This is a genomic window from Rhizobium rhododendri, from assembly GCF_007000325.2.
Classification (GTDB): Bacteria; Pseudomonadota; Alphaproteobacteria; order Rhizobiales; family Rhizobiaceae; genus Rhizobium; species Rhizobium rhododendri.
In genome coordinates, this window is the sequence record NZ_CP117269.1 from 316,430 (window position 1) to 340,688 (window position 24,259).

At 57.4% G+C, this 24,259-nt stretch carries 23 protein-coding genes and 1 pseudogene; 7 read left to right on the forward strand and 17 right to left on the reverse strand.

Features of this window, described 5'->3' with window-relative positions; genetic code table 11:
- Window positions 1-32: 32 nt before the first annotated feature.
- Window positions 33-428, reverse strand: coding sequence for a hypothetical protein (locus PR018_RS26450; RefSeq protein WP_244615590.1), 396 nt, complete (start codon window positions 426-428; stop codon window positions 33-35).
- Between the two features lie 665 nt (window positions 429-1,093).
- On the opposite strand from PR018_RS26450, the gene PR018_RS26455 reads away from it, so the two are divergent.
- The gene (locus PR018_RS26455; protein WP_142832465.1) at window positions 1,094-1,606 is read left to right on the forward strand and encodes a putative pterin-binding protein; all 513 of its coding nucleotides are present in this window, start codon (window positions 1,094-1,096) and stop codon (window positions 1,604-1,606) included.
- Window positions 1,603-3,303 carry a hybrid sensor histidine kinase/response regulator gene (locus tag PR018_RS26460; RefSeq protein WP_161991033.1) on the forward strand — a complete coding sequence of 567 codons (1,701 nt, stop codon included), beginning with the start codon at window positions 1,603-1,605 and terminating at the stop codon, window positions 3,301-3,303. Before PR018_RS26455 ends, PR018_RS26460 begins: the two co-directional genes overlap by 4 nt.
- Here PR018_RS26460 and PR018_RS26465 read toward each other — a convergent pair.
- Window positions 3,290-4,156 carry a helix-turn-helix domain-containing protein gene (locus PR018_RS26465; RefSeq protein ID WP_142832467.1) on the reverse strand — a complete coding sequence of 289 codons (867 nt, stop codon included), beginning with the start codon at window positions 4,154-4,156 and terminating at the stop codon, window positions 3,290-3,292. The genes PR018_RS26460 and PR018_RS26465 overlap by 14 nt on opposite strands.
- A gap of 297 nt (window positions 4,157-4,453) precedes the next feature.
- Between PR018_RS26465 and PR018_RS26470 the strand changes: the two genes are divergently transcribed.
- On the forward strand, window positions 4,454-4,741 hold the full coding sequence (locus PR018_RS26470) for a hypothetical protein (RefSeq protein WP_142832468.1): 288 nt from the start codon (window positions 4,454-4,456) through the stop codon (window positions 4,739-4,741).
- 78 nt (window positions 4,742-4,819) lie between these two features.
- Here the strand turns inward: PR018_RS26470 and repC are convergent, their stop codons facing one another.
- From repC to PR018_RS26490, 4 genes are all read right to left on the reverse strand, one after another.
- Window positions 4,820-6,235, reverse strand: a complete 1,416-nt coding sequence (repC, locus tag PR018_RS26475; RefSeq protein WP_244615591.1) for a plasmid replication protein RepC — start codon at window positions 6,233-6,235, stop codon at window positions 4,820-4,822.
- Between the two features lie 273 nt (window positions 6,236-6,508).
- On the reverse strand, window positions 6,509-7,144 hold the full coding sequence (locus tag PR018_RS26480; RefSeq protein WP_142832469.1) for a hypothetical protein: 636 nt from the start codon (window positions 7,142-7,144) through the stop codon (window positions 6,509-6,511).
- A 438-nt stretch (window positions 7,145-7,582) separates the two neighbouring features.
- Window positions 7,583-8,029 carry a hypothetical protein gene (locus PR018_RS26485; RefSeq protein ID WP_142832470.1) on the reverse strand — a complete coding sequence of 149 codons (447 nt, stop codon included), beginning with the start codon at window positions 8,027-8,029 and terminating at the stop codon, window positions 7,583-7,585.
- A gap of 370 nt (window positions 8,030-8,399) precedes the next feature.
- Window positions 8,400-9,554, reverse strand: a complete 1,155-nt coding sequence (locus tag PR018_RS26490) for an IS4 family transposase (RefSeq protein ID WP_142832625.1) — start codon at window positions 9,552-9,554, stop codon at window positions 8,400-8,402.
- 27 nt (window positions 9,555-9,581) lie between these two features.
- On the opposite strand from PR018_RS26490, the gene PR018_RS26495 reads away from it, so the two are divergent.
- A complete protein-coding gene (locus tag PR018_RS26495; RefSeq protein WP_244615568.1) occupies window positions 9,582-10,229 on the forward strand; it encodes a CatB-related O-acetyltransferase in 648 nt (215 codons plus the stop codon).
- Between the two features lie 61 nt (window positions 10,230-10,290).
- Here the strand turns inward: PR018_RS26495 and PR018_RS26500 are convergent, their stop codons facing one another.
- Window positions 10,291-10,812, reverse strand: coding sequence for a 2'-5' RNA ligase family protein (locus PR018_RS26500; protein WP_142832283.1), 522 nt, complete (start codon window positions 10,810-10,812; stop codon window positions 10,291-10,293).
- Between the two features lie 210 nt (window positions 10,813-11,022).
- On the opposite strand from PR018_RS26500, the pseudogene PR018_RS26505 reads away from it, so the two are divergent.
- From PR018_RS26505 to PR018_RS26515, 3 genes and pseudogenes are all read left to right on the forward strand, one after another.
- Window positions 11,023-11,187 (forward strand): annotated as a pseudogene (locus PR018_RS26505) (MerR family transcriptional regulator); the annotation flags it as partial.
- 9 nt (window positions 11,188-11,196) lie between these two features.
- The gene (locus PR018_RS26510; protein ID WP_244615569.1) at window positions 11,197-11,880 is read left to right on the forward strand and encodes a MerR family transcriptional regulator; all 684 of its coding nucleotides are present in this window, start codon (window positions 11,197-11,199) and stop codon (window positions 11,878-11,880) included.
- A gap of 162 nt (window positions 11,881-12,042) precedes the next feature.
- The gene (locus tag PR018_RS26515) at window positions 12,043-12,738 is read left to right on the forward strand and encodes a CPBP family intramembrane glutamic endopeptidase (protein ID WP_142832282.1); all 696 of its coding nucleotides are present in this window, start codon (window positions 12,043-12,045) and stop codon (window positions 12,736-12,738) included.
- Between the two features lie 106 nt (window positions 12,739-12,844).
- Here the strand turns inward: PR018_RS26515 and PR018_RS26520 are convergent, their stop codons facing one another.
- The 10 genes from PR018_RS26520 to PR018_RS26565 form a co-directional block, all read right to left on the reverse strand.
- A complete protein-coding gene (locus PR018_RS26520) occupies window positions 12,845-14,983 on the reverse strand; it encodes a type IV secretory system conjugative DNA transfer family protein (protein ID WP_244615567.1) in 2,139 nt (712 codons plus the stop codon).
- A gap of 221 nt (window positions 14,984-15,204) precedes the next feature.
- Complete coding sequence (gene virB11, locus PR018_RS26525) at window positions 15,205-16,233, reverse strand: P-type DNA transfer ATPase VirB11 (protein WP_162854793.1); 1,029 nt, start codon at window positions 16,231-16,233, stop codon at window positions 15,205-15,207.
- Window positions 16,234-16,276: 43 nt separating this feature from the next.
- A complete protein-coding gene (gene virB10, locus PR018_RS26530; RefSeq protein WP_142832279.1) occupies window positions 16,277-17,548 on the reverse strand; it encodes a type IV secretion system protein VirB10 in 1,272 nt (423 codons plus the stop codon).
- Entirely contained in the window at window positions 17,538-18,359 is an 822-nt protein-coding gene (locus PR018_RS26535) for a TrbG/VirB9 family P-type conjugative transfer protein (protein ID WP_244615566.1), read from the reverse strand. Before PR018_RS26535 ends, virB10 begins: the two co-directional genes overlap by 11 nt.
- Window positions 18,356-19,087 (reverse strand): VirB8 family type IV secretion system protein, encoded by a 732-nt coding sequence (locus PR018_RS26540; protein ID WP_142832278.1) that lies wholly within the window; start codon window positions 19,085-19,087, stop codon window positions 18,356-18,358. Before PR018_RS26540 ends, PR018_RS26535 begins: the two co-directional genes overlap by 4 nt.
- Before the next feature lie 20 nt (window positions 19,088-19,107).
- On the reverse strand, window positions 19,108-20,133 hold the full coding sequence (locus tag PR018_RS26545) for a TrbL/VirB6 family protein (RefSeq protein WP_244615565.1): 1,026 nt from the start codon (window positions 20,131-20,133) through the stop codon (window positions 19,108-19,110).
- A gap of 13 nt (window positions 20,134-20,146) precedes the next feature.
- Window positions 20,147-20,380 carry a hypothetical protein gene (locus PR018_RS26550; protein ID WP_244615564.1) on the reverse strand — a complete coding sequence of 78 codons (234 nt, stop codon included), beginning with the start codon at window positions 20,378-20,380 and terminating at the stop codon, window positions 20,147-20,149.
- A 7-nt stretch (window positions 20,381-20,387) separates the two neighbouring features.
- Window positions 20,388-21,128, reverse strand: coding sequence for a type IV secretion system protein (locus PR018_RS26555; RefSeq protein ID WP_244615563.1), 741 nt, complete (start codon window positions 21,126-21,128; stop codon window positions 20,388-20,390).
- A 10-nt stretch (window positions 21,129-21,138) separates the two neighbouring features.
- Complete coding sequence (locus PR018_RS26560) at window positions 21,139-21,792, reverse strand: hypothetical protein (RefSeq protein WP_244615562.1); 654 nt, start codon at window positions 21,790-21,792, stop codon at window positions 21,139-21,141.
- Window positions 21,789-24,233 (reverse strand): VirB4 family type IV secretion/conjugal transfer ATPase, encoded by a 2,445-nt coding sequence (locus PR018_RS26565; protein WP_142832276.1) that lies wholly within the window; start codon window positions 24,231-24,233, stop codon window positions 21,789-21,791. The genes PR018_RS26560 and PR018_RS26565 overlap by 4 nt, the downstream gene beginning before the upstream one ends.
- Between the last annotated feature and the right edge of the window lie 26 nt (window positions 24,234-24,259).

The window sequence follows — 24,259 nt, forward strand, 5'->3', positions numbered from 1 at the left end:
ATGGCATTAGCCAATGATTGGCGGCGCGTGTTTTACCATCCGATCTCCCAAGGGCGCGGCTTGCCGTGAAAGACCACAACGCGCGCATCTTCGGGGGTCGAACCATTGCCACTTTCATCATCAGCACTTGCCCGCCTCACCTGGGACTTCCACGAGACAATCTGGCCAGGCAGTATATCCTGCCAGCGGTCGGCGGCATTGATCCAACAGTGTTCCAATACCGCCTGATCGCCACCCTTCCGACAAGTATCCATCCAATGCTCGGGTGAGCTGATCCATTTGGACCAAACCGGAGCGCGAACTGCCTCTGGCAGATACATAATGGACGATTGCAGTCCCTCTGGACGATAAACATCGCGCATCAGAGCGAGGCGCCCGACGGAGACGATATCGTCAAGGCGGCCAATTATTGAGGTGTCGAGATCCATGAAAAGGATGTCTCCGGAGATTTCAGGTCGAAACAACTCCATCTTCGACCACCAGCCCGGCCAATCGTAAGTCAGCGGGAGCGTCTGGACACTCCCGATCCAAATGTCGCAAAGACACCGAAAGTCGGCTTTCGGTAGGTGATGCATCACCTGAGCTTGAAGCCGCAAGACATGGTCGGCGGTGTATTCTCCGCCGGATCTCAGAACGCAAAAGATGGAAGTCACGTCGAGTGGATCCTGTTTACTACCTTCGCGTCAAGGAAGACGCGTCACACGCCGGCTGGCTGCGGACCATGCAGCGGTGCGACGGGAGGGACGTGATATTTGCCCTTCCATTCCATGATAACTGGACGGAGATGACGGTCTCATATCGCCTATCAACCAAAGGACGCGGCAAAAATTGTGTATAAGCGTAATACGCTAATTCCTGTCAATATGTCCTATTTTCAGTCATATAATGCGACATACTGGATCTATCCAAGCGTATCAAGCTCAGATCACAACACAGATGAATAAAATTTAGGTATGGCATTTGGGAGATTTGGCCGCTATCACCCGATCTCGACCCAGCCCTACTATAGCTCGTGATTTGTATGATATTTGCGAAATTGCCCTCAACCTGCCGCCGGGAGAGCTGCATAGAACCGAAGAGAATGCTTAGGCCGATGATGTCTGCCGTTTTGGCGACGGTTGGCTTGATGCTGAATATACCTGGGGCAGGTGCGACCGCTCTGACCCCCAACGGATGCAAAAAAGGCGTCTTCCTGACGATCAGCGGCAGGATTGGCAAAACTACAAATAATATCGACAGAACCTATGAACTGTCAGAGCGTGAATTTCTTGCCTTACCGACATCCACAGTAACGACATCAACACCCTGGACCCCCAAAAGCGAATTCGTCGGGCCCTTACTCAGCGATTTGCTCAAAGTAGTCGCAGCGAAGGGAAATAATATACGCCTCATGGCGCTCGATGATTTCAGCGTCGAGGTGGACGCGGACTACCTTAGCAAGTTTGGCACCATATTAGCGACCACCAAGGACGGAGTACGCATGACTGTGAGAGATTTCGGGCCGATCTTCGTCATGTTTCCTCGTGATCGCTTTAGGACGGAGCTGGACACACCGGTCGGTGCATCAAATATGGTCTGGCAACTATGCGGGATCGAGGTGGAATGAAATCTCTTCATCTGGCGTGGTTCGGTTTCCCAGCAGCGATCGTCGCCGTATCCGTCGGCATCGTCGCTTCTCACTGGAGCATACTGAGAGCCGAATACATGCCGTGGTCCGAGATGAGCACACGGAACCCAATGTATTTCTACTGGCCGACAGCGCAGGTCATGAGAGAGTTCGAAACCGTCAGGCTGGATTTGAAGACAATTGCCGACGGATCTACCGTCGAACCGGAAAGGGTATCATTTCACGTCAACGTCCTCATATCCGGCATCGATATCATTGTACGGCCTTCTGAACTAAACGACGGATACCGGAAAATCGCCGAATTTTCACGCGATGGTCCGCTTCTAGTCGAGTTCGCGACACGCGTTCTGCCTTCGATTAAGCCGGGAATATCGGCATCGGCTGCTAAAGCATTGATGCCAACGTTTGTGGATGTGGGCAATCTTTTGCTGAGATTGTCCAAGGAAGCCTGGGACCAAGACAGCCGCTTAAAGGAAAAGTCCCTCGAAACCATCCGGACCGCACATTCAATTATCCTCGTTATCGCCGCACTGCTGGCTTGCGCCGTTTTGTCCTCTCTCATCATCTCAATATTCTACTGGCGGGCGATCTTGGCAAAGACGCGCGCGGTAGAGGCAGCGGAAGCCGCTGTCGAGGACAAGATGAGCTTCCTTGCAATGATCAGCCACGAGCTTCGAACACCGCTTCAGGTTATCGTCTCGGCGTTGGATGTTCTCGACAGACCTCAAGACGTAAGGACCCGGGACGAAACGACTGCGCGCATTCGTCGGGCGGCAAACAGCCTGACTACCCAGCTTCGTGACATGCTGACGCTAGCCCGTGCTCAAAGCGGGTATATCGAGCTGCAACCAGCCGCATTTGAGATACGGGAACTCGTTCGAGGGGTCGTAGGCGATTATCAGGCCGCTGCAGCAGCCAAGCACCTCGAGTTGCGGCTAAATTTTCCCGATGAGGCCTATTTTGTCGTCGCCGATAGTGAGCGCGTCGCACAATTGCTGCATAACCTCATATCAAATGCGGTTAAATATACGCCGTCCGGGTATGTTCAGGTTGATCTCGCCCCTTTCGACGAGAAGGTAGGCAAGCTGATATTGCGATTGATGGATACAGGGCCTGGATTGCCACCCAGAGTGCTTGAGAACAGCATCAATGCAAAGGGCCTGCTGAGCCTTGGAAGCGGGAGAGGGATCGGCCTGTCGGTTGTCCAGACTTTGTTGCGACAGCTCGGTGCACGCATGGCACTTAAAGGCTTGCCGGGTGGCGGCACTAGCTTCGAGCTGGAAATACCTGCTGTTGAAGCGCCGGAACATTCCAACAAGGTATCTGACAACCAAAAACGAGTCCTGATTGTCGACGATCATCCCGAAGTTTTGAAAGGGCTTTCAAGCGTATTTGCGGACCATGGATTCTCGGCCGACACTGCCGCTTCCGGCATGATGGGATTGAATTTTTTTGCCGCACACAGTTATTCAATTATCTTGATCGATCTCGACATGCCGGTCATGACAGGATGTGAGCTGGCATCGCATATTCGCAAGTTAGATCCGAACCGTCGGACCAGATTGGTCGCAATAACAGCGGCAAGGCATCGCCCCCAGCATGACCTGTCACTATTTGACGCCATATTGGATAAACCGGTACGTGACCAGCAGTTGCTGGCGATCATGCACTCTTGAAACTGGCATTCAAGGCGGCGATGAGTATCGGCATACTCGCTGGCTTCGCGAAGAATTTCAGATCGTGCCGCGCCAGAGCCGCGGCTATATTTGCTTCATCGGCATTGCCTGTCCTGATCTGCCCCGTCAATATGATGATTGGGCAGCGGGCATTACGCGCGCGAATTTTTTCGACCAACTCGAGCACCGTCTGGCGGCGTGCATCACGCTCGATGATCCAATCAAGCACATAGGCGTCGAACCCGCTCTGATCGCACAAGTCTTCAGGTTCGTTGAAAGCCACCGCATCAAGACCTGACGTCTCCATATAGCGGACAATTGTTTCTGCGGTGTCGACGTGATCGTCGAGAACCGCCACCCGACGACGTGAGTTCGTCGGTTCGATCAACAGACGGGTCACAGCGTGTGCCGGTATAGTCGATTTGGCATCTGATGGCATGACGCGCCACGCACCATCGATCTCGGTTGCAATCAAAGTGCCTGGAGGCACCTGCCCCACAGCATTTCCCAATCGGATCCGGCAGGGCACGATGTGACTGTTGATAACAATCGAAGCGTCAATCAGTGCGTCTGTGGTGTCGAGACTGATGAGCTCTTCCAATGTTTCCCCAAAGTGTCCGGCAATTTGTGTCAATTCCTCCAAGGAGCAGGAAGCGTTCATGGTCAGACGGCGATTGGCGGCTGAATAGGATAGCCCAAGAATTTCTGAAACTGTAACCGCATGGCGATATTTTGGAATGCCGTGACGAACCAACAGGGCGGCAATACACCGCGCGGCAAGACCGGGTTCGCCGTCGAACCCATCTGAGCGTTTTTCGATAATATCAATGTCATTCGAGCTATTTTTGCTCATATGCAACTATTCCACTCTTGCGACCGCGTTCCTTACGGATATATATGTCCAGCACAACGCAATGCCATTACTTTCAGATGTTGGAGCGCATTTGTTCAACTCGTGGGGACGGTATTCTAGTGGTCTCAAGACAGCATTTAAATCAACTGGCGCGCACGCGAAGTGGGCAAGACGTTGACGTCTTGTCTAGCTATCACAACTCTCTAGCCCTGGACCGTTAAACGACCACCACAAATCGGCGAAAACCGCGGCGGATTTGCCTCAGCCTATCAATGACGACGAAGGAAATGAGTTCGAATGGAAGATGCCGGTAATAACATCGTCGTGAGTGTTCCCCATGTCGGTTTGGGCAAGCACAGCGCGCGGGGCTTCGCACTTGATCAATTTGCTAGACAGCAGGGCTATCAATCATTTGCAGAATGGTCGGTTCACTGCTTCGATCAGGCGTTGCAGATCTCTGGTGAAGTCCGTGAAAGCGACTCTATCGACGTCACCATTCCCTCGGACGAACCGGCGGGGATACTGCTCAAAACATTTGGCTACGAGGTCGTTCTCCGGCTTCAAAAGGCAGAGAGCTACGAGTAGCCCTTTCATCTGGCCTACAACGCGATCCCGGCGAACTTGCGTACGATCAACTTCGAGTCGCCGGAACGCCTCGTGCTCTTACGAATGTACCCTCCGCCCTGCTGCGGCCATCCCGAAAAGTGATCGACTTAATCTGAGTGTCCCCCGCCTGCTCCGCTTGACCAGTTCCCGTAGATACCCACCCGGATTGCAAACCGAGCCATTGGCACTCCGCTCAGCAGTCAGTGCCAGCGCCACGATCGCGAGATCTTGCCCAAGCACTTCTACCGCCTCATGGTAGACCTGGGGGTCGACGTGACAAAGGCGGCAAAGTAGCCCGCCTGACGAACGGAACACCTCCCAATGGCTGAACACTTCGGGCACCATCTCCGATAGTTGCAAAAATGCCGACCGCAAGAGCGACAATGAAACGCAGACCACGTCGTCATCCCGGCCCACCGGCTGCCTTCCTTGCTCTCTTAGAGCCGCTGCTTCCGAAGGTTTTTTCTCAAAAGCCCTCGCACCAATGTCGCCGACCTCGCTGATGCGGTTCGCGTCGGAGCAATTCCTCAGATCACTACAAGATTCAGAATCTAGAATTTCGGCTGTAGTTTGTAGGGGCCGAAATTTCACCAGCACGGTGTTAGAATCTCGGCTCCCATATAGAGCCTCCAGGAGTTCGAACGCTTCAATGCGCAGGGCCTCGAGCGCGTCCACGACCTCGGTCAGTTCCAGGAATCCCTGGGCGCGCCGCTCGCGTAGTCGGTCAAGGCGGGCCAACAGCGCATTCCAAGTCTCGTTCAGCGATCCCAATTCCCGTCTCGCCGCCTCCACGATTGCCGCAATGGACCGTCTGAGCGACGTGCGCCGATAAGAAAGAACCTTGCACTGCCTTGCTTCAAACTCCGCGGCATCCGCGAGATCGACCAATTCGCGGTAGCGAGCAGCAATTGGCGATAAATTGATACCATAGGCCTCGATGATATGGCCGCCTTCACAGCGCCGGCCGCGCCGTTGATATGTGGGATGGTCCGAGTAACAAATCAGACCGACGTCGACCAAGCCAGAAAGGTGGTATTTCAGCGTCGATATCTTTATGCCGAGGCGCCGGGCCAACAGTTCATTCGAAGGCCAGACGACAGGATCTATCCCAATGTCCGACCAATCCACGGCCTTGGTGAATGCAAACAGCTGGTCGATGAGGGCAATCTTTGCGGCTTTCAACCCGATTGCCGATGCAAAGCGTTTGGCCACCTGGAGGGCCTGTGTTCGCGACGGATGGCTCTTGCTGCACCCACTTCCTTTTTCCGCTCGGTAAGCCGTGAGGATGCGGTCAGTCTTGATGCTGGCGGCACTCACCCGCCGATGTGTACGTTCATGATGAGAATTGGGCGTGCTTATCATTCGCGTCCTCTTCCAAGGACACGGCAACAGAAAACCGATCGCCAAATGGCGTCGATGCTTGACAACAATAGGGTTTTTGGAGATGATCGCGACATTCTTGTGGGTGATCAACCCCGTATCCAAGCATTGAGCTTTGACGGATCGACCTTGAAAGCGGCAACTTTCGAGGTCGTTTTCGTTTTGCCGTGCGCTATCCTTTCACCTGATTGATCGAATCGCCAAGGGAGCGACTGGTCTCATAAATCGTTGATATTGGAGCCTTTCAATTTAAGCGGCTTAGGTAGCTCGCTTAAATGAGCAATATAACAAACGATGCGGTGAATACAAGCGCGTGACATGGGCCCCGCAGTCGATGAGTCAGCATACTGAGCTTGAACAATTGGATCAGGGAGGCGTGATGTCGTCGATCGCTTGTCCCGTCACCTCGACGTGAGCGGCGTGCAAGGCTTTAAGTGCGTCCTGACGGATACTGAAGATCTTCGCGGCCTTGCCTTTTCGAACCGAGGAGGCACTCCTAACGTCAATGACGCCCCTCTCCTTCATCGTCTTTGCAAGTCCAGTGATCTGCGAGACGTGGTTATCCGAGCAATTGGCAATCGAGCTGGCGGTAGGCTTCCGGCCGGCGGCAACCTCTGCCGCCACCGCTGCCAGGAAACCAACCTGTCGCAGACGCGTAGATCCTGTATCATCAGGGAAACGCGAAGCCAGCACGACATAAAATAGCTTGTGAAGATTGTCGGCTGAGCCGACCTCGACGCTGCTCACGGTTTCAGCAGACTCAGCCCGCGGTTGGTCGGAAACGACGGGTTTGTCCTGCGCCCGTCCCTCAGATGCCGCAATCTGCGCGACAACCAGCTTCCCCAGGACGACAGGCATTCGCTCCTCAACCTCCGCCGCGAAACTCATAACCCATTCGTGGGCGTCCCGTGGAAGGAATACTCGAGATTCGGTCAGGTGATCACCGAGCGATTTAGCCCACCAGGCCCGACGATAGGCGTTGTATTTTTCGCGTGATGTCATGCTGATCTTGAAGCCAGGAGCCAAGCCAATTGGAAAGGAGGGAGCGGATATTCGCTCCTCGAGTCATATAGGTTGGACATCCGGCCCGCAAGACAACAGCTGCCACGGGAAATCCTGGGGTCCGAACCATGCCAACTGACCTGCTCAAGCCCATCTACCTAATCACCATGATCTTTATCCAATGGACTGTAGAAGCTCGGGTCTCTATCGAATACGTCATGGTTCTGTACGGAGCGGCGTGGCCCTATCTCTGTGGCTTTTCTACGGAAACCAACTCGAAAAGCTATTGCGAGCAGAGCGATCCCACATCCAACTCCCAGAAGTACAGCAGCGAATGTTTCCACGACGTTGCCCTTTGTCAGTTGGACGATGACAGGTGCTTGCACGTCAGCAAGCGATTTGTCGGGCATGACCGCGCTGCCGAAAGCTTCTGTCATCCTAAGTCGACGACTGCTTTAACACGGCGTCGTCACGTTCTCCATTGAGGTGTCTTTGAAGCGACGACTGAAAACGCGAAAGGTCCCCGTAAGTTACAGAAAACTCGGCGCTGATTGTATTCCGCCCTTGCTCAATCTGCATGGTTTCCCGTGCGGGTGTAGCCAAGAGGACCTTCACACTCAGCAATCCTCTCAGGCCAATCGGAACGATTTGGAGGCTGAGATGCGCCTGATCAATCGAGTCACCTTCGAAGAAGCCGCCCTCTAATAACGCTGGGGCGTCGCCTTGGCCTATTGGATATGCCCCAAGGGACATCTCGAATTTACGAAGTTCGGCAAGGCTAAACCATGCAGCGCTTTTTCCGGAGAAGTCTCCGCTTTGGACGAAAGCGGTCAATTCACCATGATGATCGTCGTCTGGTTTGTATTGGAATGTGATCTTCTGCACGGCACCCCCAAAAACGGTCTATCACCTGAACGATAGACTTTTTAACACGACTGGCGGGCCGAGTGTCTATGGCCGCTTCGGCCCGAAATCGGACATAAGACTTTGACAACATCGCGCCAGAAGTGGTCATTGAGGTCAATATAATCGGAACGTCTCATTAAAACTATTCATGGAAGCGATGAAGCCAGAAGGCTGGATTTGGCCGCTTGGCAGCGATATCATTGATCGGCTCAGATTATTCAAGCTTGTCCATCCTGCCGAGACCTCCCCGTTGCGCGGCAATCGGCCCTTCGAAAAGGTTCTCCATGTCGCTACTTGATTCGGACGCAATGCACCCAATCACTCTGCCTGACCTCAGGAATCCCCTCATTCAAATGATCCCGAAAGTACGTTTGAGGATTTGATGGTCGCGGAAGAGCGTCTCGAACTGTAGGATGAGAGGGCGTAATCTTTCCTCGGGCATGTTGGGGATCAGTTGATAGTACATCACGCCCTGCCGGAAGAGTGAATGCACGCGTCGCGATGTCGTGCTCGTGCGCAGATGGCGGTCGTAGCCGATGGCCTCTCCGGCAGCGCCCAGCAGGGTTAGGAGCACAATGGCAAGAGCGGCGATCAACCACAGCCTGTCGCGCCGAGCGGGCGTGGAGACGCGGGTTGCCGACATGCCCATCCCGAACCGCCAATCCTTGGCATCGCGAAACGCGCATTCGATGCCCCAGCGCCGGGAGTAAAGATCAATGAGGATCTTTGCCGTCACCTTGGTCAGGCTGGTTGCGAGGCACCATGGCTCTTTCATGTCCTTGGCGTGGACGCACACGACCGCACCGACGGGGCATCCCTGCGCCGTGACTGTCGCCTCGCGCAGCAGCCTGGCACGTCCCGAGGGGCCGATCCACTCCTTCGCCGGACGGCTCTCACCGCCGGTCGTCACCTGGATGTTGCCGCGAAAGCGGATGACATAGTCGAAGTGCAGCTCGTCCTTTAGGACGCCGTAGAGCTTGGCGTCGCCAAAGCCGCGATCGGCGACGAGCAGCACCTTCACTTCTGTTGGCAACAGCTCGGCAAGCCGGGTCACGATCCAGTATTCATACTGATTGCGCCGCGCTTTCAGCTCCGCCTTGCGTACCGTCAACCACAGGAGTGGCGTCGCCCGGCCATGTTCGGTAAGCAGCGACAGCATCAGGGTCGAGTGCCCGTCGGCATCGAAGTCGGTCCAGTCCATGGCGACGACGATATCGGTGCGGCTACCAAGACAATAGTCGGCCCAGTCGGCCATCAGCGCGTCGACTTCGATCCCGTCGTTCGACAGCATCCGGTCGACCTGCTTGATCGCATGACGCGAGAGCCCTCCTTCGGCCAGCGCAAGACCGTGGCCAATCGCGCTCACCGCCAGCGACGACGCCTGCAGCGTGCCAACCGTCGCCTTCGCCAGCGACGTTACCCGCTTCGCGTGCAGGCCCTCGCCAAAAAGTTCGTCAACAAAGGAATGCACCGCTTCAGAAGAAAACTCCGCCTTGCCGTTCATCTGACTCTGCTCTCCGTTCGAACGGAAATGCAGAATCATCTTTCCCGCCCTACGTCATCTCAAAATGAGGGGATGCCTGAGCTGCCTGACGGCAGAGTCTACTCAGACACGGTTTACCTGAGGAACGTCATTGACCACCCGCGTATTGAGGTCGGCAACTTCAGCTATTTCACGCATTCTGGAAAACCGGAAGAAACGGCACAGACACTTGCACCCTATCTCGGTCACGCATGTCGCGAGCGGCTGGTGATTGGCAAATTTGTGCAGATTGCTCGGGGCAGCTATTTCATAACCAGTTCGGCCAATCATCCAATGACTGGTTTCACGACATATCCATTTCGGGTCTTCAAGCCCGAGACATTTGGCTACAAGGACCTGCCTGTCAGAGATACGGTCGTCGGCCATGACGTATGGATTGGCCACGACGCAGCAATCATGCCCGGCGTGAGCATTGGTGCGGGCGCAATCGTGGCCGCAAGCTCGGTCGTTACTCGCGACGTGCCGCCGTACGCAATGGTTGGTGGCAATCCGGCCGCCGTCATTAAAATGCGTTATCCGGCGGACGTTATAAGCGACCTCCTCGAAATTGCCTGGTGGGATTGGCCGATCGAGAAGATTGAAGTCAATTTGACATCCTTGAGCAATGGTGACCTAGCCGCTCTCAAGATCGCTTAGCCTCGGGCCGCGTCCGCTTCAAGCTGACACCGCGCTTGGCAGAATCTCCAAGAGCGGCCATTCAGAATAGCCGAAGCTCTTCGTAAACCACGACTGGCGGGAATCGCACAAAATCCGCCAAATCGAACTCGACTGTGAACGCGAGCCTCCGGGTCTTTGCCCACTCAATAGCGGCCGGTTTGGCAGACTGCGGTACTTTGATTGCGAGGGAGCAGTGGGGAACCCATTGGCCGACGCGATAGTGTTCGTGACAAGTAAGCGGGTCTAAATGGTCGTGCAACCTCTCGTGAAGGCGCGATAACACTTGATCCGGGCGCGGTTTTGCCCATAGAACCATAGGGTCGTTATCGAAATATTTCACGGCGTCAAAGGTAATTGACAACTTTTCTTGCGTTGAAAACACCGCCGTCATGATCGTGCTTATGTCGACAGGCCATTGAGTTAGAACTGCAAGCGTCAGATGGGGCGGGTACCCTAATTCCTGCATGGAGGCGGAAGGCTCGAAGGTCCTCGCTTCGTTCCAAAGCTTCTTGATTTCAACCGCCGTGGCGTTGCAGCTTTTAACACTGATTCCGTAGGCCATTCGTTACGTCCGTTGTAGGTTGTTGTTCGACCTTATCGCAACTGAGGGCGCTGGGTCGAGTGCCGCTTCAGGCCGACAGCCGCCCAACATGTTGGCAGCTCTGCGCCATAAGCGTACATGGCCGCCGCAAAAGCTCGAAAATTTCCGCTTGAACCATACCCAACGTCATACCTTAGATCAGGTAGGACTATTTGGGAGCCACCATGCGGAATGACATCGAGGAAGATACATTTGACTGCGGCGCAATGCGCGAAACGTGTTGGCTTAACGGTTCGCGCCTTACGGCTATATGAGCAAACTGGCCTCATTCATCCCCGTAGGACAGACGCGAACTGGCGGCTCTACGGAGCCCGCGAAATCGCTCGGCTGAACGAAATCCTTACGTTGAAGCGGCTTGGCCTGAGTCTGCAGCACATCGCGCGGCTGTTGGCTGGGCAAGCGACCGATCTCGACCGTATGCTGCACATGCAGAACGTTGCCCTACGTGAACGGCTCGCGCGAACTCAGCATAGTCTCGCCATCGTCGATGCCCTCAGAGCAAAGACCGCCGCTGGCGTCTCCATATCTGTCGAAGGACTCCTGCAACTGGCAAAGGATACAATGATGACCGACACCTCACTCGATGACGTCGCGGGGCGTCGCTACGACCAGGCAAGGCCACGAAAAGAGAAGAAGATCGAGCCCGCCTTCTACGCTGATTATGAAGGGTATGCCAGCCCGAGCTTGAAATCTTCCCCGAGGTGGTTCCACTTCCCGCCATTCGTAAGCGCCAGCGATACCGATGGGAGGATTGTCCTGGAGAGCCAAACGCATCGACGGCGAAAGACGAGGGTCGTCTTTATTGATGGTGATCCAATAGGTTCCGCCTCGTCTCAGGATGGGGTTGAGACCGTAGGCTCCGTTGCGATCCCAGATGTATCCGATACCTACGCCAAGAAGAACGATGGCAGACGCGGCAATGGCGAGTGGCAGTTTGTACTTCAACGGGAATTCCTCATCGGAGACTGGATAGGGCGTCTGCAGTACACTGGTGGCCGATTTATGTTTGAAAAGCGGCAGTTGGAATAGTGCGTCATTTGCTCCGTCTCCGCGAATCGGATTCATCATAGAACGTGAAACTTTCAGCATCTGGAAAAGAACGGAGACCCCATTTTTAGGATCGAATATTTCAAGCGTATCGGGGTTCGCTACCGGCTCCCGCTATCTCTGGCGACATTGCTGGGATGGCTCGTGATAACGGGCGTCGCTGCCCATTTAAGCGCGGGCAGCGAACGTTCTGTGGTCAAATTTTTCGGCCAAGGCATCGCGTGGCCAATGGTCTTCGCAGTGGTTTTTATGGCGATAGTAATCTCCACGTTCCGGTGGTGGGACCTGGGTTTTTCTGCGTTCTCGATGAGAACGTCGCTCAAGCTGAGTTGGCTGCCCATGGTCTACCTGGCCGCACTTGGGGTCCTAGTCGCAATAGTCGGTTTGCCGCCGCTGCGTAGCGCGATTTTCATTGGCATCAACACGGTTATTGTCGGTATGTCTGAGGAAGTGATGTTCCGAGGAATATTGTTTACCGGGCTGCGTTCGAAGCTCCGGCTATGGCCATCTCTCTGGGTGTGTTGTGGACTTTTCGGGTTCATTCACGTCCTGAATGCATTACCGACTGGGCAATGGACAGTCGCAACCCTTCAGGCGGTGGCGGCGTTTCAGACTGGCTTTATGTTGATGGCGCTTCGTTTGAGAACTGGTTCGCTTTATCCGGTCATACTTCTGCATGCCGTGTGGGATTGTTCGCTGCTGCTGGTTGCGAGCCATACCGGTGGCGGGAGCCCAAATCAGCCACTGCCAGCATACGCTTTTGTAGCTCCGCTTTTCCTGCTACCCAATTTTTTATATGCATTGTATTTGTTGCGGCCAAAGGTACTGGCCAAAAATTAAGCGGTCAGTTGCACTCTCCACTCCGATATAGATGATGCCCTGAGGAATGCTGTCACGCCGGATAGCGCCAACATCGGACGCACGGCCGCTATGGGCCCACTGCCGTTCAGAAAATAGGAAGCCGGTTTTCTTCCTCAAATTCCGTCATCGAATGGTCCAATGCGCCTTTGAAACTGGTCAGCGCGACCGCAAGCGCGTTTGGATCGTTCACCTGCTTGCTGTTCGTCGCGGCCTCCGCAATATCCGCAACCTGGGCGACGACCTCTTTGGCCGATGAAAACCCCAACCGCAGACGGTTGGCCTCGTCCTCTCGCTCGTCGTCCTCGATATCACTCGCCTCGGATGAATTGTCGCCGGGCGTAAAAGACAAGCCCTCATGCTCCGCCGTTTCGGAAAGTCGGGCCGCGATGACAGCCCAGCGCGCCTCAGAGATCGCATTGCGCAGTGGCCAGACCGACGCCAGTGCCTGCTCCCTCATGCGTCTGTCCCGACGGCCCAAGCGCCCCTTCCCACCCTTGAGTTTTCCAATCGTTTGAGGTGCTGTTCTCAGCCGAAACAAAAGATCGGCCGTCGGCTGGTCGTCCAAGGCCGATACCGCTGATCGAAAGACATGCATGAGCAGCGCGGGTTCGACGAATACGGCGCTCGCGTGCTCCAGCACGACCATCTCGTGGTCAACCCCCACGGGTTCCCGCTGTTCGGTGTTTGCTGCAGGCAATTCCGCTGCCTGCTCCGCCGGCTGAGGCGTAAACAGCGGCCACTCGGCGTGGATCCTGATCTCTGGGATCACAAGCTTGCTCTTCCATCCCGCGACGTCCCGCCGTCGCGCGACAAACCGCGCATCGCTGTAAAAGTTGAGCTTGTTCAGGATGGCGCCGTAGCCGCTGCGCACCTGCAAGATCGTACTGTCATCATCCAGCCGCTGGACGGAACCGGGATCCATCAGTGGCACCAATTCAAACCGGCCGGTCGACGCCTGCTTACCGAACAGAAGCCCTGTCTGTCTTCCCCAGCCTTCACGTTCCACATATTTGCGGCCAAGATTGTCGGAGACGATCTTGGCGGTTGCGTCATCACCAACAGCGATACTGAGCTTGACGTCCATGTTGCCGAGCAGCGCATTTCGGGTTTGCGGTCCATAACGTTCATCGATTTGTGGAATGTTCTGGGCGACAAGGGCGATCGTCAGTCCGTAGCCCGCAACCAGGGGAGCACGTTTGACGATCTCCGGCAGGCGCTCAAACTGGTAGAACTCGTCAAGCATCATCAGGATCTTATGCGGTTCATCGGGCGCCGGGAGGGATCGCAGCATCACATCGTGGATTTGCTGGATCAAAAGCCGGATGATCGGCTCGACCGTGGCGAAGTCCGACACAGGGGCTGCAATGAACAGCGAGAACGGCTTGCGACGCAGGTCGCGGATGTCGAAATCGCTTGCCGAACAAGCCTCAGCTATCAAAAGGTTGTTGAACGCCGCCAGTGCCGTCGTCACGTGACTCTCGAACGAGGGCCGTTGTTCCTCGTCACGTGAAAGATGCTGGCGAAAGCTGCCGAGAATAAATTGATCGAGCTTCGGTTCATTGTCGATGATGTCTTTCAGCACGTCCGAGAACGGCCGGCCGGTCGAGAAGAGCCGCAGCACGGAACGTAAGTTTCGCCTGCCCTCCATTGTGCGGGACTCCAGCACGTAGCCGAGAGCGCCTGCGAGCAGTCCACGCGCGGTCTGTTTCCAATAGGCCTCCTCCCTGTCGCCGATCGGCAAGAGGCTGGCCGCCAGATTGACCAGATCCGTCGAGCGCTCAGGCCATCCACGGACGAAGTCCAGCGGGTTCCAGCGATGAGAGCGGGCCGATCCCGGCGCAAACACAAAGCACTGTTGTCCCATCTTCAGACGCGCCGGTCCGGTCAGCGTGTAATTCTCGAGCTTGACGTCGAGCACGACGACCGATCCCTCGTATTCGAGAAGGTTCGGCATGACGAAGCCGCGACCCTTGCCAGAGCGAGAGGGCCCGTTGACGAAGAAGTGGCTTTCGCCGCTATAGCGGACGTCCACCGCCGAGTTACCCTTGCCGAAGGTGCCGAGCAGGACGGACCTGCCAGGCGTGCCGCCCAGTAGCCCCGCGCGCTCAAGATCTTTCAGTGTTGCAAAGCGCGATCCGTCGGCGGGAGGCCGGACTTGCCAGGGTCGCTTGATTGCGAGCGTTATCCCGACAGCGACGACTGCACTCAAGGTCAGCGTCGACATCGTTGCTGATGACACCAGCTTGGTGACAACAGGATTGCCAAAATAGAACCAGGCTTGTCTTGCCGGCATCAGCACGTCACCACCGGCAAAACTCTTCCACATGGCCGAGCTTTTCAGGGAGAAATATGAGGCTGCGGCGTAGCTGGCGGACCAGGCGTAGAAGGCGGCCCCGACACCCACGATCGGTCCTGCGACAAGGACCACCACCTTCTCGAAGCGTCTCATCGATCGCTCCATTTGCTGAAATAAATCTCGCGAACGCCGCGCTTCATGGTGACGGGATCGCGAGCCACCTGGATGACGACCGGCACGATGAAGCGCACGAACTCCATCAGCTCTACCTTGGTCAGGCCAAGGCCTGCCTGCATGGTGGCCATTGCCAGGCGCTCATAGGCGCCACGTGGATTGTCGGCATGCAGCGTCGAGATGGAGCCTGGATGCCCGGTGTTGACCGCCTGCAGAAAGCTGAAGGCCTCGGCGCCGCGGATCTCGCCCATGAAAATGCGGTCGGGCCGCAGGCGAAGTGCTGCCTCGAGGCACTCCTGAATGGTCGTGCGGGCCCTGCCCTGTCCACCCTTTGAGGTGACCAGCGCCAGATAGTTCGGCTGCGAGGGTTTGAGCTCACGTGTATCCTCAATCGATATCAGCCGTTCCCACGCCGGCACGTCCTTCAGCAGCCCGTTGAAAAATGTGGTCTTGCCGCTCGACGTGCCTCCGGAAATCAACATCGTGACGCGATTTTCGACAGCAAAACGGAGCCACTCACGCCGTGCTTGCGGCGACGGGTCCACCATGCGCGCGACCAACTCGTGTTCGAGATCGCTCAAGCCCTCCCCATCAGGCACCCCGACCCCGCTCACCTGGATACCATCGAGACCGCCGAGCGCGAGATAGTCGTCAAGCGTCATGTCGCGGATAACCTGTTTGCGGATGGCAAAGGCGCCGCCCATGACGGCCACGGGAGAAAGCACTGCCTGGAACCGCTCGCCATGGGGCATGGCAGCTGACAGAAGCGGGGTTTCCTCGTTGACGCTTTGCTGCGTCGTTCCCGCAATCATCTGCGCCAGTGCGGTGATCGCCTTTGCATCGAGAGCTGGCACGTCGTGTCGGCTCATATGACAGCTGTCGAGACTCTCAATCCAGATCTCACCTGGGCGATTGCACATGATTTCGATCACGGCTGGATCCTCCAGCCAGCGGCGAATGGGTTGAGCAGTCTGCCTGACGTAAATGGGCAAGCTGTCCCACATGGACTTCGAGCGTTCGGCCTGCGGCGGTTGAGGCTCTATCACGTCACGGACCGGGCTTTGCGACCGAATGGCGTATCTGCGCGCGGCGAAGGTCATTGACGGCTTGCCGGACCGGATCGGGATAGAGCGAGGAGAAATCGAGATCCTTGCGCACGAACACCATGATCTCGGTTCCCTGGTCGACATAGATCGTGGGAGGGATGCTGATTGAATCCTTCAGCGCCATGTTGGCCATCTCCGCCATGGTCTGGGACAGGGTTTGTTGCGCCTGGCTCTGCGCGTTCGAGCCTGATGAGGAGGATGCAGAACTGCTTGACCCGTCGCTGTTCAAGCCTGCAACAAAGGAGGAGACGCCTCCGACCATGCTGAGCACGGCTGCCGCACCGAAGCGCTCGAGATAATGCTTGTCGACGGAGCCCGCGAGCCCCGAACGCCCAAGGTCGTCCGTTCCATAGGACCCGAGTGCAACGGACGTTCCGTCACTGCGCAGCGCCCGCGTCCAGACGATCAGCACCCGTGTCTGGCCGCGGGCCATACCGCTTCTATATTCGCCCGTCAGCATGGTTCCTTTCGGCAGCAGGATCCGCCGGCCATCGAAGGAATAGACATCGGTCGAGATTACGGCTCTGACCATGCCGGGAAGGTCGGACTGGATTGCCGTTTCGAGCACTCCGCGGATCAATGTTCCCTGCGGGATCAGGGCGTCGATGCGATCGTTGCGGGAGGCCGTCACGGTCTCGACATCCTCGGACCCGACGGCCTGCGCGAACCTGCGGTTCGGGTTCTCGTCGGCACTTGCGCTGTTCCCGGCGCTTTGCGCCGATGAGATGCCAGCAGCAGACGTGCCACGTTCACCCCTGGTAGATTGGTCGACGACCAGCATGTTCGAGCGGAGCCGCGCCTGGCGCAACTCCTCTTGTTTCTTTGCCCGCTCGGCCTCATCAGCGGCCCGCCGCGCCGCCGCCTCATCTATGGCCGGTGGTGTAACGACAGGGGCGGCAATGGGAGGTGGCTGGACGACTGCAGGTGCGGGTGGCGGTGGTGGCGCAAGGACCAGCCTGTTGTCAGTGGGGGCTGGTGGCGGATTATCCGTGTCGAAGTTCAGATGCGCGGCGTGGCTCGCCGTCTTGAACGCTTCGTTTGTATCCGTCTTCTTCGCTTTATCTGGCTTGATGAAGCTGACATAGCCGGCATAGGCAAGGATCACCAGGGCAACGGAGGCGAGAAGCACCGGGATCAACCTGCCTCTGCTGGCATCGGGGGACCGCGCAACAGTCTCGGTAATACGCGCCTCTTCTTCGAAATCAATGGCCATGGCTGATCTCCTGCGGCTGGCCGTCTGACCACTTGTTTTCTTGCGGTGGCGGCGTGCCGATCGGATGCTGCAGGTTGAACACGCAGGTCGCAACAGTGCCTGATCGCAGGGTCCATTGGCGCGCCACCTTGTCGATGACGATGTAGTCGCCCTCGCGCCGGTAGTTCACGAGAGACTCCCTGCCATCGGACTTGACGGCAAAGAACGCCGGAACTTCACCGCTGAACTGGAAAAACGTCTTCGTGCCATCGTCGAAAATCGACGTCGGCCTGGCATCGACAGCACCTTTGTATCCATAGTCATAGTTGATCCGGCCGGGGTTTGCCAAAGCCGCCCGAATGTTGGGCATGGCGGCATTCTGTCGGGCGGCGGCCAAGAGGTTGGCGTCCATGGTGTCGTCGGGATATGAAAAACGCAGCTTAATGACCGCCGCTTTGGTGTTGCCGGGTTTGGCGCCGTTCAGGAAGAAGGTGTAGACCCGCTTCGACGTCACGACGTTCATGTTGGTCTGTGCGTCGGGCTGAAGCGGCTTGATGAACAGGAAGCGCTTGGATTGATCCGGAACGGCCTGCCAGGCCAGGCTGTCGCCCATGGCGACCGTTGCGATCTGTTCGTCGTCATTGAAGACGATCATGGTCGACACGCCCATCATGCCGGCGAGATAGACGACGTTGTCCTTCTGGAAAGGCACGGTACGAATGCGTGAGTCCGCCCTGACCGATTGCGGCTGCACTTCCGCCAGAACGACAGGTGAGCGCGCGAGCATGGTGATCGCAGCGATACTGCCGATAAGAAGATGCCGTGTCCTCATTGGGCCTCCTCCCCCGCTGTCACTGTCTCCTGGTCGCGCCGATACTCGGTCACCTGGAACCCGAGGGGATTGTCGAAGCGCCAGTCGTTGCGCATCGGCTCGGACGTATATTTGAAGCGGACATTGGCGACCCAATGGTCCGTGACAGCAGGCCCTGACGTGCCGGAGCGTGTCGTCGAAAAGCGGACGGCGGCCGTGTTGTCGTTGAGGAAGATGACACTTTTGACGAACACGGTGATTTCGGTGTTGGGCCCAAAGAGTTTGACAGGGTTGTTGATGTTCGAGCTGGAATAGGTATTTGCGAGATCGGCGGATGCTTTTCCGGTCGAATAGAGCGAAGCCAAGTCGAAATTGTCCCGCAATTCCTTTGGATCGTAGGTTTCGCGAGCGCGGATGAAGCGTACGATGTTGGCCCGTGTCACCGCCTCATTCTGCGTGAGATCACCACGCTCCTGCAGCGGTCGGCTGACTTCCACGTAGCCCGTGGTCTTGTCGACCTCGAGGACGACGACATCGAAGGTTTTGAGCGGCAGCAGCATCCAGAGCAGGCCGATCGACGATGCCAAGGCGACGCCGAGCAGCACGGCGACCGTCCTCCAGACGCCGCGAGACATTGCGACCGACCGATAGACCGAGCGCTCCCATCGGTCTCCCTCACTATAATAGCGGGGATCAATCCCTCCAAGTGGCGCGTCCAGCGCCCCCACCCTGATGTCGTTCTTACCCATTCATGTCTCTCCAGGGATGCTTATTTGCGGGCATTGGCGGCGGCGGCTCGCACCTGGGCTGCGGCGGGATCACCATCTCCGATCGTCGCCGGCGCACCGGGCCGCTGGTTGAACAGATATCCGCCAGCCCGAGCGATGCCTTGTCCGGACATGGCAGCCGCTCTCCAAGCGAGCCTCACCGTCGTTACCGCCGCCGCCGCACCGAGGGCGTCAATTCTCGGTCCCCCGCCGGCAATCGCCAACGCGATCGAGATCGCATGGGTCAAGAGGAAGGCCGTTACGATCGACATCAGCATGAAAGGAGCCAGCGTCGTCATGTTGGCCGCACTGGCATCGGCAGTCAGCGCATCCACCCTGGCCTTCAGCAGCGTCAACATAAATCCGAGGATCACATAGACGATGATCGGCAGAAGCGCGTAACCCGCAAGACTGGCAATCCAGCCATCCACCACCCGCGACGTCAGATTGAACAGCGCGCAACACAGCACGATCGGGCCGATCGCCAGCAGGATGAACATGGTCATCTTACCGATCATCAGCAGCGTGACGGCGATGGCGCAAAGAATGCAGACGACCGCAAGCACGACGATGGCAAGGATGTACATGCCAACGGCTGTGATACCGCCGGCATCCACCATGGTCTTGACGACGGCGATCCCGCTATTCCAGATGTCGGTCAGACCCTGCGTCACCGACGAACCTGAACTGCCGTCCCCGCCGCAATCGCTGCCGCCGGTCGACTGGCAAACAATGGTCGCCATACCATCTGGCGCTTCCAGCAAGGGCTTGACGATCAGAGGCTGATAGGTAGCCCATGACACGATCAGGCTGTAGCAGATGAACGCCCGACCAAACCTCCAGACGAACGTCCCGGCGGTCATCTGGGCGCGCCCGAACAGCATCTCATAACCCCACCAGACGACATAGACAGTAAGCCCTGCTAGGAACAATGGCCCGAGATAGCCGGCAAGCGTCGTGTACATGGACTGCACGGCGCTGATGCCCATGGCGTCGATCTTGCCGAACAGGATATCGAAGGGGTTCATGCTCTCGCGCCGCTCAAAGCATGGTCACCCCGCTGCGATCATCGTTTCCGACAACGCCGCGCTGACGAACCATCGGTCCGCAATGATCGTCGTCGATGCCACCGGCATAGGCCTCAGAGAACAGGATGGAGCCTATCCCGGCCGAGCACGGCGCCTTGAGTTCCTTATGGCCAGCACATCCGGGCAACGCGGCAAAGGCCGCAACCACGAGCGCGAGGCAAACGGTTTGGCCCACCCGCGTCATCATCTCCCTTTCACTGCCCAACGAAGGAGACCTCATTCGGATGGTAGGTCATGAATGCAGATGTTGCCGCCTCCGCTGCCAGCTGGCGCATCTGTTCGGCGTTCAGAGCAGCGTTTCCGGCGTTGACAGCCCCGACGAGTTCGTTGACCGTTTGTGCGGTCTGGGTCTGTACTTGCGAGTTTTGATCGATGGAGCCCTTGATGTCGGGTGCCGATCCGATTTGTCCCTGGACAGCCTGAAACGCGGACGATCGCTGCTGTGCGCTGTTCTGCGTTCCCGCAATCGACGCCGTCAGCGCTGTCGCCGTGTTCACCAACCCCTGATAGGCCTTGTCGCCGCGCGTCAAATTTGTGCTTGCTGTTTCACCCGACAAGGACCTGACGAGATTGAGACCGTTCAGGATCGTTGCGGCCGTATTGCCGAAAGAACCAAGATTGCCCCAGGACATCTGACCGCTGAGCAATGAGGAAAAATCGGGTGCATTGCCGATCGAAAACCCGGAGCCGAGGGCAGCACCGGCGATTTCGCTGGTCGACCGGTTTCCGGTGACCGCTGCAAGTGTCCTGTTTACCGTTTGCAGGATATCGCTGTTCGACGACATGATCTGCGCGGTGTTCGACGCGGTCTTCGTTGCCTGGGATAGGGTCGCCTCATCAATGACGGGGACCTGCGCAAAAACACTGCCGCAGGGAACCGCCGCCATGAGCAGAGCCAAGGCGGGCTTGGACAGGATATTGGATGGCTTCATCATCTGAACTCTCCTACTCATTGCCGTTGATGAACGATACCGAGCCCGGATCGTAGGTCATGACTTTCGATGCAGCGCTTTCCGCTGCTGCCTGGTCGACCAGTCGCTGGTTTCGCAATCGAACCGTTGTCGTCGCCGACTGGATCGCCTGGTTCCAGATCTGGGCGCTCGACAGGCGCGCGGTGGTGTTCTGGTCGAAGGCGCCCTGCAGGGAGTTGGCATTGCCGATTGTCGCTGCCTGGTTTTGAAGTGTCGAGGTATTGGCGCTGATCGCGGCGGCCGTTGCGGCGAGCGCGCTCACCACCTGGCCGATATTCCTGGTTTTCAGGGCCTGGACGCTTGAACCGGTGGCCAGAAGGATCGACAGGTCGCTAGTGCCAATTGCAGTCCCGGAAAGCGGTGACCCGGAGATGGCCGCACCTGAGATCGGTGGGATGCCGGCAAGATCCCCCTTCGCCGTGACACTCGACGTGACACCTCGCGACGGTGCCACGGAAGACTGTTTGAAGGTCCGTGCGCGTTGCACGCAGACGGCCGTCTTCGTCTCTTCGGTCGTTCGCGCGGCGTCGTTGACCGGCACCTGTGCCATCGTCGGCGAGATCCCCGACATCGCCACCAGTACCACCAGGCACATAGAAGCGCTGAGATTTCGGTTCCGGACGCTCATCTCATATCACCTCTTGCGTCCGGAGGATTGTCAGGCTCCTGGCTCCAGCCACAGTAATAGGGCAGCCAGAGCTCCGGGGCGTCGCCGTAGCGACGACGCAGACGCTCGCATTCGGCGACCGTTTCAGCCCTGCCGGACAGCACCTTGATGAAGTCCGGGAGTGCGGAGAGATCAAGCCGCGCGATAAGGCTGTCGTGGTCGTGCTTGACCAGGAACTGACGGCTTGTCGACGCGGTCGACCTCACCCACTCAAATTCGGTTTCCGAAAGTCCAAAACCTTTGACATAGCTCTCCCGATCCGCCTTCGGGTTGGGGAAGAAGATGGTCGTCGGGCTTTGCTCGAGCAGCGTATGGGCGATCCGCGATGTGGTGATATCGCGTGCAGATTGCGTGCCAATTCCGACAATACCGTTCTTCTTGCGGATGGTCTTCAGCTGGTCGTTGATGAAGGCGCCTGCCCGGTCGTCGCTCAGGAGTTTCCAGCCTTCGTCAACGAAGAGCATCATCGGCCGCTCGCCATCCAGCATCTGGCCGATGCGAAAGAAGATATAGCCGAGCGCCACTGTGCGGACTTCCGGATCATCGAGGACGGCGGTCAGATCAAAGCCGAAGATGCCGCGCTCGCCATCCCAAAGATCCACCGTGTTGTTAAACAACCATCCCCGGGTATCGCACCAGGCCTCGAAACGCGACGCCAGATCGTCGCGCCCGGCGGCCTCGCCCCCTCGCAGCAGATGGACGACGTCCGAGAACAGGCGCTCCCGGACCGGCACGCTGAAGATCTGCTCGACCGCTCGGTAGAGGATTTTCTCCTGCTCGGCCGACAGCTTTTCGGCATCATCCTTTGGGCGAACGAGATAGCTGAGGAGGTCATAGACGAACGCCCTGTTATCAGGACTGTCTGGAAGTTGCAGCGGATTGAAACCGGTTGGAACGCCGGGTTGCAGCACCTCGTACTGACCACCGCAGGCACGAATGAAGACCTCCCCACCACGATCCTTGTCGAAAAAGGCGCATCGAGGTTGGGGTCTTGCCCGCATTGCCTGCGACAGCAAAAACAGGAGCGCCACGGTCTTTCCCGAACCCGTCGGGCCGGTGACGATGAAATTGCCGACCTCACCCTTGTGGAAGTTGAAGAAATAGGGGGTCATCGACGTCGTCTGCAGCAAGGAAACAGCCGGTCCCCAGTGATTTCCACGGGGTTTTCCAAGAGCAAAATTATGAAACGACGCCAGTCCACAAAAATTGCGCGACGAAATCAGCGCGCGACGTGCGATATAGGAGAAGTTGCCCGGTAGCTGGGCGTAAAAGACCGGCTCGCTGTTCAGATCCTCGCGCACGACCACCATACCGGCATTCTGCAATTCCTTGGTGATGGCCTGGGCGCCGGCCTCGGTCTCCTTGATCGAAGCCCCTAACGCCATCACCGACAGATGGTGATAGCCCATGACGGCGCGGCCGTTGACCAACTCATCCCTGGCAATCGAGATAGCACTTCCAAGGCTCGTGCCACGCTCATCCGAAACACTGATCTGACGCTCTATCCGATCCATCTCCGACAGGACTGGCGCACGATCTTGCAAGGCGAAACTTTGCGACAGGATGAACTCGCCTGGGACCTTCAGCAGCCCGTCGATCATGCCAGCCGCGGTGTAGGGTGGGTATTCGCGGATCGACAACATTGCGCCGAACCGGGTTTCGATGTCGCTGGCGCCGCGCATTTCGAAGACACGGCGGCCGAAGGTGATACGGCGGGTCGGCAGATATTGGTCGAGAGGCATGCGCGGCAAGGCCATGGCGACTGGCTCGCCGCCGTTAAGCAGCATCGCCAGGAACTCGAGCGGCTCGGACGCCACGTGCCGCTCCCGCGCCACCACCTTCAGGACCCGGACGCCGTAATGTTCCATTCCCTTGACGATGTTGGCGACATGCTCGCGCAGCTCCTGGCGGGCCTCCAGATCCATCGCCCGCTCGGATACACCGGACGCCTTGCGCAAGCGCGATAAGATCTCGTCCGCCAGTCCGACCTTGCCCTGGAAGCCCCGCCGGATGATCGTCAGGTAGAGCTCGTTCAAATACATGCTGTTGTCTTTTAGGCTCAGCATGTAACGATCATTGAGAGCCCTGCAGAATGGGATATCGAACGTACCACCGAGTTGAGGGGGAATACGACGCCGCACGATGTGGGCGTAGGCTGCAAAACGGCTGTCTGCGAGGGCCCGAACCAGCGTGTTGCGCGCGGTCGCCTCGACATCGATGATTTGCTGATCGGCGGTCTGGTGACAGAAGCCATCGATCTTGATGATCGTCAGCAGCATTCCGTCCTTGGTTCGCAGTGTTTCCTCGTCGACATGCCTGAGGTAGGGGACATGCGCCGAGATCGGCTTTTCCCGGGCGCTTTCAGCTCCGAACCGAAGATCCTTGCGGATGGACTTTTGCATCGCCGCCCCCATCAGGTTGGCTCCCA